The organism is Pseudoalteromonas sp. SG44-17 (assembly GCF_014164235.1).
Lineage (GTDB): Bacteria > Pseudomonadota > Gammaproteobacteria > Enterobacterales > Alteromonadaceae > Pseudoalteromonas > Pseudoalteromonas rhizosphaerae.
In genome coordinates, this window is sequence record NZ_JACJEV010000043.1 from 20497 (window position 1) to 33549 (window position 13053).

Genomic DNA, 13053 nt, shown 5'->3' on the forward strand with positions numbered 1-13053 from the left:
ATAAAATTTTTTCGGGCTAAAACTCAACAGACAATTGAATGCATTCATAGTTATGAGTTTTTAAGCAGGCTTTTCTTTTAATGAATGATTAAGTTTCGCAACACTCTAGCTAAGCTACCTGCGAAAGTATGATTACCATCATTTCATCATCCAAACCTATAAACTCCCTCGCCTGTATGCCATAATCTAAATAATTCATGAATTTAGTAACTTGGCGGTATTGCAACCGCTTCAAGCTAACTTAAAGGGTTTTTAAATGGCTTATCAAGAGCAAAATCAAGCAACAATCTACTGGCACGATTATGAGACCTGGGGGGCGAGTCCGCAAAAGGATAAGCCGAGCCAGTTTGCGGGTGTTCGTACTGATCTTGATTTAAACATTATTGGTGAGCCGCTGATTGAATATTGCAAACCTGTGGCTGATTATTTACCGCATCCTGAGGCATGTTTGATCACCGGTATTACTCCGCAAGTGGCGATGCAAAAAGGTTTAGTTGAGGCTGACTTTATTGCCAAAATTCATGCTGAATTTAGTGTGCCGAATACCTGCGTGGCCGGTTATAACAGCATTCGTTTTGATGATGAAGTAAGCCGTTATAGCTTTTACCGTAACTTTTACGACCCTTACGAACGCGAATACAAAAACAATAACAGCCGCTGGGATATTATAGATTTAGTGCGTGCTTGTTATGCACTGCGCCCTGAAGGTATTGAATGGCCGTTAAAAGAAGATGGCAGCCCAAGCTTTAAGTTGGAACATTTAACTGTTGCCAATGGCATTGAACACGCTGCGGCACATGATGCACTAAGCGATGTAACCGCGACGATTGCTTTGGCTAAACTAATAAAAGAAAAACAGCCAAAACTGTATAACTTCTTTTTTAGTTTGCGCGGTAAAAAAGCCTTAGCTGAGTTAGTTGATGTATTTAATATGACGCCGCTGGTGCATACTTCATCACGTATTCCTGCGACCCAAGGCTGTACCAGTTGGATTGCCCCGATGAGCTTTCATCCGACTAATAAAAATGCAGTAGTGTGTTTTAACTTAACCGAAGATCCACAGGTATTACTCGATTTATCAATTGAAGAGTTGCGCACCCGCCTTTATACCAAGCGCAGTGAGCTTGCCGATGATGAACTGCCTGTTGGTTTAAAACTGGTACATTTAAATAAATGCCCTATTTTAGCGCCTGCTAAAACCTTATTACCTGAAAACGCCGCCCGCTTAGGCATTGACCGCGAGCAGTGTTTAAAAAATCTTGCGATTTTAAAAGCCAACCCAAGTCTTCGCGATAAAGTCACTGAAGTATTTAACGATAAGCCCGATTACGGTAAAACCACCAATACTGATTACATGTTATACGACGGCTTCACCAGTCATGCTGATAAAGCTAAATTTGCCATTATCCGTGATGCCAGTCCTGAGCAATTAGCGGGTATGAAGTTGGATTTTGAAGATAAAAAGTTTGATAACTTATTGTTTAAATACCGTGCCCGTAACTGGCCGCAATCGCTTAATCAAGATGAACTTGATCAGTGGCGTCAATATTGCCAAAACAAATTAATGCATGGTGAAGATCAACCATCGATCAGCGCACAAGATTTTATGGTTACGCTAGAAAATCTCGCCCATGAACATGACGATAATGAAAAAAATCTGACTATTCTAAAAGCGCTTTATAACTACGCGCAAAGTATGTAGTTTACAGAGATTTTAAGCCGCGAGTAGAGTTATTCGCGGCTTTTTACTTTAAAATTCAAACTCTAGGGCAAGGCGAAAACTGTGATCTTTACCTTGTTGGCTCAGCTCTGTCACAAATCCTGCTTCCCACTTTAGTTGTCGCTTCGCTGAAAATCGATGTAGCCCAATAAAACCTGGACCAATACCAAAGAAGTCTTCTCCGGCGTATAGCTCTAATGCAGGCTGAAACTCAGAGCGAAGGCGATAGCGATACTGTGCGCGAAACTCCGTTTCCCATTCGTTTTTAATATCACCGCCCCACTCGTAGACTAAAAATGCATTCATGGTGAGGCTAGTCCGGCCAAATTCTTTCTCCCATAAAAAGCCAGTTGTGGCTTCATAACTATCTTTGCCTTCTTGCATTTCAAGTTCAAATAAGGCGCCCCAGTCAGCCCACAGCCGCCCTTGCTCAACCAACTGCCAACGTAATTCTAATTCGTAGGCTGAGAAGCCAAAATTACCGTTGTCATCGCGCTCTCCAACCGCATAACCTTCCAAACTCATGGTATCGTTAAACGAGCCACCTAAGCCAACTCGTTGGGCTAAAATATTGCCCTTATCTGTTTGATGAGAGATCAGACGCCATTCAAATTCGCGCTCAAATGGTAATACATAAGGGTGGTAAACTTTATCTACAACTATTCCATCGGCACGCACATTAAACGATGCCATGAACAAAATCGAAGTTAAGCACCACGCGAGAATAAATCTCATGATGGCTCCTTTTGAGAAAATTGCCGAGTAAATACTATGCTGGTGCCAATAAAGGCTAAAACCGCAACTAGATATAGCCATAATGCAGTTTTGCTTGGCGTTGCCTCATATCCGACTAAGGCTTTGAGTACACGGCCTAACTCTGAGTTTTCGACTAACACTGCACGCCAATCAAAGTAGTTGGACGTAATATTGATCAAGTCAATTTGGCTGGCCAGATCTAACACTATGAGTAGTTTTGCCGAGACATTAAAAGCCAATAACAACATCAGCGGATACACACCAAATCGTGCTCTAACACTGTGCAGTAAAAATAATAGCAACACACCAAAACTACCACAGATCCCTATTCCCAGAGATGTCCCTATAAGCAAGGGTTTTGATGTGTCGGTGTTATGCCAAAAACCAACCAGATAAATAAAATAGTGACTCAAATACAGCGCCATAACCGCAACTATTGCAAGCAATGCGAATAAACGCCGCTGTTTACAACTTACTAGTGACGCAACATACACAATGACGCACAACAACATTTGACTAAACTCTAGGCCGCGATGATCAAATAACTGGCTCAACCAAGCGGCACTTTGTACATAAATAATACTACAAAGTAGCCCAACAAAGGCGGTCACTATCAGCACGCGCTGGTTTAGTTTTAGCAATGACTGTAGCAGCACGAGCAAAATTACGACCGGTAACAGCTGATTTATACTCATCAATAAACTAGTTATCAGCATCAGTCTTTCCTTCTACTAATACTGCACCACGGGCTGTGTTAGGTGAAAACTCACCAAAAAACTCATAACGCCCAGGGCTCAGTGGCCCGATATAAATCACACTACTACGATTTGGATACAGCACTTTCTCTCGATTTAAATCAAAGCTGTCAAACTCTTCTGGCGTACTATCTTGATTTTCAATTAAAAGTTTTAGTTTAGTATTGGCCGGAACGATGATCTCCGCTGGATAAAAAAGGTGATCTTTTAAAATTAATTTATATTCTTTAGCAAAACACGAAAACGGTAATACGCTAAATAGCAGCAGGCTGATAAACCCTAACCAGTTATTCACTCTCTGCTCCTTGCATAAATTCAACTCGCACTCGTAAGCCGCCTAATTCACTGTCGGCTAAAGAAATACTTGCACCATAAATTGTTACTATATGTTCAACTATCGCCATACCTAATCCGGCACCTTGCTCTCCGGAAGGATGTTTATCACCTCCAACACGGTAAAAGCGATTAAAAATTCGTGCTTTATGGGCATCATCAATGCCAGGACCTGAGTCATCAATCTGCCAACCATACGCACCTTGTTGATTGTTTAAGCGGATCACTATGTTACCACCACTGGGCGTGTACTTTATGGCATTACTTAATAAATTACTAAATAAAGTTGCCAAGGTAAATTGGTCACCATTAATAACATAATCATCGCCTTCAATACTGATCATATGTTGTTTTTCATCAAGTCGTTCGTATAGCTGTGCAACCACTTGTTGACTGACCTCTAGCACTGAAATTGAGCTAAATTGTGCCTGCCATTGCTCTGGATAGGTGCGTCCCAAAATCAACATTTGCTCAACAATATTACTTAGTTTATCGATACCTTGCGCCATTGCATCAAGCTCCAAGCAACCATCACCTTGTGCGCGTAGATTATGAACATTTATTTTTAGGCTACTTAGCGGGGTGCGTAATTCATGGGCAGCATCTGAGGCAAAAAAGCGCTCTCTTAAGTAGGCACTTTCTACACGTTTAAACAGATCATTTAAACGTGAGATCACCGGTTTAATTTCGTATTCATTCACTTGCCAATTAATGGCAGTAAAGTCATTGGCTTGTCGCGTTTTCAATAATGTTGAAAGGCGTGTTAATGGCCTCAATCCTTGTTTGACAAATAGACTGATCAACACCGCAAGCAGTGGCACACTCCAAAGCAAAGGTGTCATTGCTGACAAAATCATGGTCTCGCTAAGTTCATAACGTTTACTCAGCGGCTCTGCCACCAGCACTTGTTTAGTGCCTTCGGTTAAATGAAATACGCGCATTCGCTGTCCGGCTAAGTTTTCGACACTAAATCCGTTAACCCTTGGGTTTTGCGCCAGCTCAGCTAATGATTTAGACGCGCTGAGTAAATTGTTATCTTGCCAAATTTGAAACAGTAATCGATTTAGATCACTTCTTAACACTGGCTTGTCGCTGTGTATAGGTTGCTCGATCAGTACATGAGCAATGGTTTGCAATTCGTTATCAAGTAGCAGCTGGGCCTGGCTCATACTTTCGCGGTAGCCTTTGCTGAATGCCAAAAAGCAAGTTAGGATCACCGTTGATAAAATAATCAGCGTTAGTCTGCGTTTAATTGACACTAACGTTTACCTACCACATAACCTATACCTCGTAAGGTTTTAATTAGATCTTTAGGGAGCTTTTTGCGCAAATGATGGATATGCACCTCAATGGTATTTGAACCGACTTCTTCGCCCCATTCATATAGTTTGCTTTCTAATTGTTGTTTAGACAATACGCGTCCTTGGTTTTCAAAAAAAGCCTTTAGCAACATAAACTCTTTACGCGGCAGGTTTACTGGTTGCTGATCAAGCGTGACTGTAAAAGCGGAGGTATCCATTTCTACATTTGCTACGTTAATAGTACTTGATTGCGCATGAGTTACGCGCCGACTAGCGACTCTTAAACGGGCAAATAATTCAGCAGGATCGAATGGCTTAGCTAAATAATCATCAGCACCTAAATCTAGCCCTTGTACTTTATCATCAATACTACCGCGTGCCGTTAAGATTACTACTGGTAAGTTAGGGCGATGCTTTTTGACGTGTTTTAATACATCAATACCATCGCCATCAGGTAGCCCTAAATCAAGTACAAGTAGTTCGATCTCGTCATTTTCGAGCCATTGCATGGCTGATTTTATACTAGCACAGTGCTCAACACTGTAACCTTGTTGACGAAGTGAACGACATAACCCTTCAGCCACTAACTTATCATCTTCAACCAGTAGTAAATGCATATTATCTCTTAAGTTTTTTCTCGACTTTTGCCAACAATTGGGTGATCTCTTGCTGGCGGTATAAATCCGCTTTTGGCCTATCAGGACGTGCAGGAGCCTGTTGAGCGGCAAGTAAATGTGTTTTTGCCTTTTTGTATTCTCTTTCGTCATACAAAAATGCCGCGTATAAGTAATTACTATCGATACCATTTGGATTAATAGCAAGCGCTTGGTTAAATAATTTATTCGCTTTGTCATCATCACCAAATCCAATTGGCCAACCCGGTACTTTACTATAAAGGGTCGCTAAACTGGTGTAAGCAGAGCCTGATAACGCATTGGCATCAATTTCTATGGCTTGCTCTAACTGTGCTTTAGCATCTTTTGCTAATCCTAATGCACCTAAGCCGCCTTTTGCCCCAGCATAACTAGATAGCACAATACCATACCAAATATGGCTTTGTGCCTGATCATCATAGGTCTTTGCAAACCCCGCGGCCTGCTCTGATAACTTTTCAAATGCATTGAGCTGCGCTTTATCTACTAATTCATAATTCACAGTTGCCCAACTTGTTTGCACCTGAGTTAATTCGCTAGCAAGATCAGCATGCGCTGCGCTGGTTAAAAATATCCCAGTTAACAAGCAGCTAGTATAAAGTAGTTTAATCATAGTCATTCACCTTTATCAATTTTATCTGCAAAAAAACTTTTAATTTTAGGAAGTTGTTTTGCAATTGCGTTATCTACTAAGGATGGAAAAGCACCATTTAGTTTGACAAATAAGCGTTCTGGGAAGCCAATGTAACTGCGTGAATTTCCAGATTTCAATAATGAAATAAGCGCATCTGCCACTTTATCAGGTGGATCCATTGTATTGCCTAAAGCTTTATTCATCGCGCGTACTTGCACTGAATTGATATTTGTATCAGTTGCTCTAGGTGCTAAATATAATATTTTTACATCACAGTGACTGAGTTCGCGGGCCAGCGCTTCGGTCATTCCTCGTAAACCAAATTTACTTGCGCAATATAAGGTTTGATAAGGGTAACCAATACTACCAAACGATGATCCCACATTAACAATTGAGCCTTTTTTAGCTAAAATTTGTGGTAAAAATAGTTGGCATAACTTAATTGGCACCGACAGATTAACGATCAGTAAGTCATCTATTTGCTGCTCCGTCATTTCACTAAAACCTTGCATCACATTAATGCCAGCGTTATTGATAAGCATTGTTGCACCGCCAAGTGATTTAGCATGTGCAAGTAGTTTTTGGCGAGTCTGTGCTGATGTTAAATCACCAATAAATATCTCACAGTCTTGGCCACACTTAACCTGTAATGCCTCTAGTTGTGCTTGTTGGCGACCAACTAACAGTAAACGCCAACCATGCTGAATCAACTTTAATGCCACGGCTTGACCAATTCCGCCTGTCGCACCTGTTAACACGCAAAGTGGACGGTTCATGCAGTTTGCTCCAAGTCGCTACTTGCAAACTGTGGATCTGTATCTAATTCACGAAAAATATTGCCATATAACTTATAAAAACATTTAGCGGCATGCACAATCGCTTGTTGATCTGCAGGAGACTCTATTTTATTCATCAGATCTTCAAAAAACTTCACATGCTCAATATCCAAAGCTCCATGAGATGTTAAATAGCTAAATGCCTTTTTAGGTAATCCGGTCATATTGGCTATATTACTTGCCGCATTATCGGCTAACGCAATTGAAGTACCTTCGAGTACATGCACCATGCCAAAAAATGCCAATGGATTACCACGATTAATTGTATCGTAGGCATAAGCAACCATTAACTCGGTGGCAAATTTGGGAGCACTTTGACGTACTTGTTGTTTATCAAAACCACAGGCTGCAATATCATTGAGCACCCACTCTTGATGACCTATTTCTTCTTCTATATATTCCGCAACAGCCTCGCGGATCCACTCTTGTTCAGTCGATAATTTCGCGCCCACGGCCATCATTAATGGCACCGTATGTTTAACGTGATGATAGGCTTGAGCTAAAAATGAAGCATACTCAGTTGTGCTTACTTGCCCCTTGAATACTCGAGCAATGATCGGTGCAGCCAGTAAATACTCGCGTTCTGCTTGGGTTTGTGATTTTAATGTCTCGAAAAAATTGCTCATAATATTGCCTCACTGTACAGTGCTGTTAGTTGTGCATGATAATAGTTTGCTATTGCTTGGCGTTTAGGGCGGTTATTACTGGTTAATAATCCCCGCTCTGCAGTAAGTGGTTCAGCTAAGCGATGAAATGTTTTAATTTGGGCATATTCAGGTAATTGTGCGTTAATACCTCTACAATGCTCGGCTAATACCTCATCAGTCATATTTACTGATGCATAAATAAGTGCTACTAAATGCGCTTTACCTTCACCAAAGACAACAGCTTGTTGTACTTCACTGTTACTGAGTAGCAAAGATTCAGGCCACTCAGCGCTGATGTTGCGCCCAAAACTAGTAATAATTTGGTTTTTTAAACGCCCCTTAATAGTTAACCGACCTTGTTGTTGATCAACCAAATCACCGGTTGCATACCAACTCGTTTGATCATGGGGTTGTTGACCTAAATAGCCTAAAAATAAGGGTCCTTTAATAAATAGCTGCCCGTCTACCAGTTTGCTTTGCAAGTGATTTAACACCCGCCCTGCACACTCTATGTCATCATCATTTGGCGTGTTTAAGCTCACCACTGATGAAGCTTCAGATAAGCCATAACCTTGATAAACTGGTAACCCTAAACTACGCGCCACAGTGATCAATTCACTGCTGACCACAGCGCCACCAACGGCAATAAATTTCAGGCTCTTTGGTACTGTCCATCCCTGCTTGGCAAACCAGACTAAACAGGTCAATAATTCCGGCACCAAAATAAGCGTATTCGGTTGCACACGATCAATGGCATTGATCAGTTGACTGGCATCATTTAATTTTGCCCCAGAGAAGCCTAATTCTGGTAGTGTCATAACATGCACTTCACCTGCGGCTAATAACGGTGCAAAAACCCCTGCAATGTTTTCAAGTAATACTGGCAAAGGTAATAAACACAGATGTTTTGGCTGTTTTATCGCTATTTTTTTATGCAATGAGGTCGCCACTTGTAATTGACTTTGTAAAGATAAACACACTCCCTTTGGCTCACCGGTAGAGCCTGAAGTAAACGTCACTTTTTGGGTATCTGTAAAAAATGTTGTAGGGCTCGAAGCGCTTACTTTATAGATATAAAGCGGGTAGCGGGTTAACACGCTCAAGGTCGCAATACATTCTAACCCGTCAAGTTCACAGGGGGTGTCGCTGATAAAATGCGAAACGCCGCTTTTATTCACGCTATTAGTTAGCTGTTGTGGGCTAAAAAAGGTCGGCAGCGGAATGCTTACTTGTTGTAACTCAATCAATGCAAAGTCAACAATTAACCAAGCAGGCGTATTGTCCATTACAAACGCCACGGCTGACATATCAAGCGCTTTAAAGTCGATAATTAACTCGGCCACTTCTTGCATCAGCGTCTGTTTACTGATCGGCTGCATTTGTTGGTCATGATGATCAACAATCACAGTATCAAGCGCTGCGTGTGGTAGTTGCGATAAAAACCCCATTATGCCTCCAATTGCGATGCTAATTGGCAACTCGCTTGATGATAGTGCTGTTTAATATTAAACAAATGAGGTGTGTTTATTACGCAATCATGAGCAGCCGCTAAATCAACCACACACAGTGTTGGTTTATTTTCATAATAAGTCCCCCAATCTGCTGGGTTATCAAGTGCCTGACTATTGGCTAATGCTATTTCAGTGCAATTAACTCCGAGCATTTTTAATAATGCTCTAACCTTTGCAGTGGCACAAAATACCAAACGTTTTGCGCCAATTTGATAAAGTGCTTCATTCATTAGTACAAAATGAGCGAGAGTCGCTTTGCGATTTGTTGAGCATAAATTACCAAGCTCATAAATATCTTCCCTCGGTACATCAACAAAGTATTCAATCGGCTCTGGTAAGTATTGCTCGATAAAAAGTGATTGAGTAGCAGCTCTAAGTCCCAGCGTGCAAGAATCAGCGGCAATACTTAATTGGCATAACACCGGCATAAACTGCTTAATATTGGCGCCGTAAGCTCTGGCAAAACTCGCTTTAACGACTTGCTCTAATTGCACACGAAATGGCATGTTTGCATTTGCACACACATAATCATGTGTGTTGGTAACAGGCAAGTTAGTAACTTGAAGTGATTGCATAGTGTTCGCTCTTTTTAGACTATGGGTAAAATCTAACGAGCAAAACTTAAATAAACCTTAAGAAAAATTAATTTTTATAAAAAAACCCAAACAATGTTTGGGTCAGTGATTACGTAACTGGAGATTTCAGGAATAATAAGCCACATCTACCCGCTAATTGCGGGCTTATGCAAGTAAATTTAAGACAGTTAGCGTTTAATTTACTTGCTGGAGATAGACTTATTATCCGACGCTCTGATTATCTATTTTTTATGTAACGCTTCGATGCGCGCCAATAAGCTTGATGTGTCAAAACGCCCACCACCAAGTGCTTGTACGTCAGCGTAGTACTGATCGACCGTCGCGGTCATTGGTAAAGTGGCACCATTATTTTTTGCTTCATCTAACGCAATACCTAAATCTTTACGCATCCAATCAACAGCAAAACCAAATTCGTACTCACCTGCCCACATGGTTTTGTAACGGTTTTCCATTTGCCATGAACCAGCCGCACCTTTTGCAATCGTCTCAATGACTTTTTCGCCATCAAGGCCTGCTTGTTTGGCAAAATGTAAGCCCTCGGCCAAGCCTTGTACAACGCCCGCGATACAAATTTGATTAACCATCTTACACAACTGCCCAGAGCCAACTTCGCCAAGTAACTGGCTAAAACGGCTAAATGCCGCCATAACTGGTTGTACTTTTGCAAACACTGCTGCGTCGCCACCAGCCATGACTGTTAATACACCATTTTCAGCACCAGCTTGACCACCCGATACTGGCGCATCAATAAACGCAATATCTTTTAGTGCCGCATTAGCGGATACTTCGCGCGCAACTTCGGCTGAAGTCGTAGTGTGATCGACTAAAATAGTGCCTGCTTGCATACCTTTAATCACCCCGTCAGCACCATAAACGACTGAGCGTAAATCATCATCGTTACCTACACACATAAATACGATATCTGCATGTTCTGCGGCTTTTGCTGGCGTTAATGCCACCTGACCTGCGTATTTTTCTGCCCATTGCTGTGCTTTTGCTGTGGTACGGTTATACACGGTTACTTGATGACCGGCAGTTGCTAAATGACCCGCCATTGGATAACCCATTACACCTAAACCGATAAATGCGACTTTCATTGACATAAAATTGACCTATTTCAGTGGTAACTTAAAAAGATAATTTGATTATCTCAACCGAACAGTAAAAAAGCGAATGAAAAAGTCTTCATTAAATTTCTTCATGGACGAGACAAAATAGGTAACCTATGGATAGCATATATCAATTCAGTGCCCCGCTTTATAACGGCGAAAATTTTGCCTTAAGTCAGTTAAAAGGCAAAACGATTTTAATCGTCAATACCGCCAGTAAGTGTAACTTTTCGGTGCAGTTAAGCGCACTCGAAAAACTATATCAGCAATATAAAGCACAAGGGTTTATTGTGTTAGCATTTCCGTGTAATCAATTTGACTACAATGAGCCAATAGACAACATTGATATTAAAGACTTTTATCAACAACAGTTTAATGTTAGTTTTCCTGTGTTTAGTAAAGTAATGGTCAACGGCCCTGATGCTCATCCGTTATTTAACTATTTAAAAGCACATACCCGAGGAATTGCACAAAATCGTGCTATAAAATGGAATTTCACCAAGTTTCTAATAAACTCTGAGGGACAATTGGCGGTACGTTATGCACCGCGCACTAAACCCGACACCTTGAAACAGGTCATAGAGAGTAATATTAATGATGCAACTAACGGTAGCGCTTTTCAGTTCGCAAAAATATGAACATGCATCTTTTGATGCCTGTTTAAACAATCAAACACGCATCAAATTAACCCGTTTTGAACAATCTCTTGATGCGAAAAGTGCCATACTTAGCCAAGGCTTTGATGCTGTATGCGTATTTGTAAACGATATCGTTGATAAAACGGTTATTGATCAGCTTGCTCAATTCGGCGTGAAATGTATTTTATTACGCTGTGCTGGCTTTAATAACGTTGACCTAGCTGCGGCACATGCCCATAACATCAAAGTATGCCGAGTACCCGCTTACAGTCCTGAGGCAGTTGCAGAGCACTGTGTAGCATTAATGCTTACCCTCAATCGCAAAACTCACAAAGCCTATAACCGTATCCGTGAAGATAATTTTGATTTAAATGGCTTGCTTGGCTTTAACTTATTCAAGAAAACCATTGGTATCATTGGCTGTGGAAAAATTGGCTTGGCTTTAGTAAATATACTCAATGGCTTTGGTGCAAATGTATTGGTTTGCGACCCTTATGCAGTACCAGGCAATTATACAATTTGTGATCTAGACACTTTATTAAGTCAAAGCGATGTGATCTCTTTACACTGCCCGTTAACCGAGCAAACTCATCATATGATCAACGAACACGCTTTTGCCAAAATGAAGCAAGGGGTGATGCTTATAAACACTTCCCGCGGCGCATTAGTTGATAGCAAAGCCTGTATTGGCGCACTTAAAACTAAAAAATTGGGTTATTTAGGGCTAGATGTGTACGAACAAGAGTCAGAACTATTCTTTAAAGACCGCAGTGATGAAATTATGCAAGACGATGTGTTTTCGCGTTTGGTAAGTTTTCCAAACGTACTGGTCACCGGCCACCAAGGCTTTTTTACCAAAGAAGCATTGAGTGAAATTGCGCAAATCACCGTAAATAATGCACTTGAGTTCGCTAATAACCAACCACTAAGTAATGAAGTTAAATAAGAGGTTGATTTAGGTGCTAGGTGCTAGGTGCTAGGTAAAAGTTTAAAAACCAAGGCACAAAAAATCAACCAAGTTAGCTTGGCTTAAGCCTGTTTGGTTGTATTCATTCGAGGTATTATTCACAGCAGAACGCTGTTCATCACTATCACAACACGGTGATCTATGTGAATTCAAGTTCAATTGTAGTATCTCCTCTGGTTAAGATGTTCAGGCCTTCACCGTGTCCCCTCCATTACGATGGGCGTTTGGCTACTATGCCGTCTGCTGACTTCTGATAAATCACTCTAGCGATTACTCGATAAAGCGCGTCTAAACTAACGCTTGTTTACTGCTATTTCGCTCGCTATATAGGTCGCAGCAACCAAAGCGCCAAGGGTTGAACAACCAGTCCCTAACTGGTAATCTCCAAGCGTTAGCGCGGTTGCATGTTTATCAGATCTCCCCGAATAAGGAGCATCGACTTTCTCTGCACAACTGCATCATTTACGGTGGTCGTTAGATCACATGACTTCGCTATCTTGTGCTAGCTCGTCTCCAGCCTACGCCTCATATGATGTTTTTGTTCATCAGCTCACAGATTTGCTAACGGCTTCCTCCAGACTATCTCTCGCGATTTAG

15 protein-coding genes are annotated in these 13053 nt (G+C 41.3%); 3 read left to right on the forward strand and 12 right to left on the reverse strand.

Annotated elements, in window-relative coordinates; translation table 11 throughout:
• Positions 1-256 precede the first annotated feature (256 nt).
• The gene (sbcB, locus tag H5182_RS20015) at positions 257-1702 is read left to right on the forward strand and encodes an exodeoxyribonuclease I (RefSeq protein WP_182731262.1); all 1446 of its coding nucleotides are present in this window, start codon (positions 257-259) and stop codon (positions 1700-1702) included.
• A gap of 48 nt (positions 1703-1750) precedes the next feature.
• Here sbcB and H5182_RS20020 read toward each other — a convergent pair whose 3' ends face one another.
• The 11 genes from H5182_RS20020 to H5182_RS20070 form a co-directional block, all read right to left on the reverse strand.
• A complete protein-coding gene (locus H5182_RS20020; protein ID WP_259397125.1) occupies positions 1751-2413 on the reverse strand; it encodes a hypothetical protein in 663 nt (220 codons plus the stop codon).
• A 38-nt stretch (positions 2414-2451) separates the two neighbouring features.
• The gene (locus tag H5182_RS20025) at positions 2452-3192 is read right to left on the reverse strand and encodes an iron transporter (RefSeq protein WP_182731260.1); all 741 of its coding nucleotides are present in this window, start codon (positions 3190-3192) and stop codon (positions 2452-2454) included.
• Positions 3179-3505 carry a cupredoxin domain-containing protein gene (locus H5182_RS20030; RefSeq protein WP_246175520.1) on the reverse strand — a complete coding sequence of 109 codons (327 nt, stop codon included), beginning with the start codon at positions 3503-3505 and terminating at the stop codon, positions 3179-3181. The genes H5182_RS20025 and H5182_RS20030 overlap by 14 nt, the downstream gene beginning before the upstream one ends.
• 13 nt (positions 3506-3518) lie before the next feature.
• Positions 3519-4823 (reverse strand): ATP-binding protein, encoded by a 1305-nt coding sequence (locus H5182_RS20035; protein ID WP_182731259.1) that lies wholly within the window; start codon positions 4821-4823, stop codon positions 3519-3521.
• A complete protein-coding gene (locus H5182_RS20040; protein ID WP_182731258.1) occupies positions 4823-5482 on the reverse strand; it encodes a response regulator transcription factor in 660 nt (219 codons plus the stop codon). The genes H5182_RS20035 and H5182_RS20040 overlap by 1 nt, the downstream gene beginning before the upstream one ends.
• A gap of 1 nt (position 5483) precedes the next feature.
• Positions 5484-6137: a hypothetical protein gene (locus H5182_RS20045; protein WP_404936226.1), complete on the reverse strand. Its 654-nt coding sequence runs from the start codon at positions 6135-6137 to the stop codon at positions 5484-5486.
• On the reverse strand, positions 6134-6928 hold the full coding sequence (locus H5182_RS20050) for an SDR family oxidoreductase (RefSeq protein ID WP_182757570.1): 795 nt from the start codon (positions 6926-6928) through the stop codon (positions 6134-6136). Before H5182_RS20050 ends, H5182_RS20045 begins: the two co-directional genes overlap by 4 nt.
• Positions 6925-7614 carry a TenA family transcriptional regulator gene (locus tag H5182_RS20055; RefSeq protein WP_145233019.1) on the reverse strand — a complete coding sequence of 230 codons (690 nt, stop codon included), beginning with the start codon at positions 7612-7614 and terminating at the stop codon, positions 6925-6927. The genes H5182_RS20050 and H5182_RS20055 overlap by 4 nt, the downstream gene beginning before the upstream one ends.
• Positions 7611-9083, reverse strand: a complete 1473-nt coding sequence (locus H5182_RS20060; protein WP_182760504.1) for an AMP-binding protein — start codon at positions 9081-9083, stop codon at positions 7611-7613. The genes H5182_RS20055 and H5182_RS20060 overlap by 4 nt, the downstream gene beginning before the upstream one ends.
• A complete protein-coding gene (locus H5182_RS20065; protein WP_182731254.1) occupies positions 9083-9721 on the reverse strand; it encodes a thermostable hemolysin in 639 nt (212 codons plus the stop codon). Before H5182_RS20065 ends, H5182_RS20060 begins: the two co-directional genes overlap by 1 nt.
• 242 nt (positions 9722-9963) lie before the next feature.
• Positions 9964-10845 (reverse strand): NAD(P)-dependent oxidoreductase, encoded by an 882-nt coding sequence (locus H5182_RS20070; RefSeq protein ID WP_182731253.1) that lies wholly within the window; start codon positions 10843-10845, stop codon positions 9964-9966.
• A 122-nt stretch (positions 10846-10967) separates the two neighbouring features.
• Between H5182_RS20070 and H5182_RS20075 the strand changes: the two genes are divergently transcribed.
• Complete coding sequence (locus H5182_RS20075; RefSeq protein WP_182731252.1) at positions 10968-11489, forward strand: glutathione peroxidase; 522 nt, start codon at positions 10968-10970, stop codon at positions 11487-11489.
• Complete coding sequence (locus tag H5182_RS20080; RefSeq protein ID WP_149981180.1) at positions 11449-12435, forward strand: 2-hydroxyacid dehydrogenase; 987 nt, start codon at positions 11449-11451, stop codon at positions 12433-12435. Before H5182_RS20075 ends, H5182_RS20080 begins: the two co-directional genes overlap by 41 nt.
• Before the next feature lie 42 nt (positions 12436-12477).
• Here the strand turns inward: H5182_RS20080 and H5182_RS20085 are convergent, their stop codons facing one another.
• On the reverse strand, positions 12478-12615 hold the full coding sequence (locus H5182_RS20085) for a hypothetical protein (protein WP_182760505.1): 138 nt from the start codon (positions 12613-12615) through the stop codon (positions 12478-12480).
• Positions 12616-13053: the final 438 nt, after the last annotated feature.

Excerpts from the sequence above, each read along its gene's own strand:
- H5182_RS20050 (WP_182757570.1), bottom strand. The coding sequence starts at position 6,928 with ATGAACCGTCCACTTTGCGTGTTAACAGGTGCGACAGGCGGAATTGGT.
- H5182_RS20040 (WP_182731258.1), bottom strand. The coding sequence starts at position 5,482 with ATGCATTTACTACTGGTTGAAGATGATAAGTTAGTGGCTGAAGGGTTA.
- sbcB (WP_182731262.1), top strand. The coding sequence starts at position 257 with ATGGCTTATCAAGAGCAAAATCAAGCAACAATCTACTGGCACGATTAT.
- H5182_RS20080 (WP_149981180.1), top strand. The coding sequence starts at position 11,449 with ATGCAACTAACGGTAGCGCTTTTCAGTTCGCAAAAATATGAACATGCA.
- H5182_RS20020 (WP_259397125.1), bottom strand. The coding sequence starts at position 2,413 with ATGGCATCGTTTAATGTGCGTGCCGATGGAATAGTTGTAGATAAAGTT.
- H5182_RS20025 (WP_182731260.1), bottom strand. The coding sequence starts at position 3,192 with ATGCTGATAACTAGTTTATTGATGAGTATAAATCAGCTGTTACCGGTC.
- H5182_RS20075 (WP_182731252.1), top strand. The coding sequence starts at position 10,968 with ATGGATAGCATATATCAATTCAGTGCCCCGCTTTATAACGGCGAAAAT.
- H5182_RS20070 (WP_182731253.1), bottom strand. The coding sequence starts at position 10,845 with ATGTCAATGAAAGTCGCATTTATCGGTTTAGGTGTAATGGGTTATCCA.
- H5182_RS20055 (WP_145233019.1), bottom strand. The coding sequence starts at position 7,614 with ATGAGCAATTTTTTCGAGACATTAAAATCACAAACCCAAGCAGAACGC.
- H5182_RS20065 (WP_182731254.1), bottom strand. The coding sequence starts at position 9,721 with ATGCAATCACTTCAAGTTACTAACTTGCCTGTTACCAACACACATGAT.
- H5182_RS20060 (WP_182760504.1), bottom strand. The coding sequence starts at position 9,083 with ATGGGGTTTTTATCGCAACTACCACACGCAGCGCTTGATACTGTGATT.
- H5182_RS20045 (WP_404936226.1), bottom strand. The coding sequence starts at position 6,137 with ATGACTATGATTAAACTACTTTATACTAGCTGCTTGTTAACTGGGATA.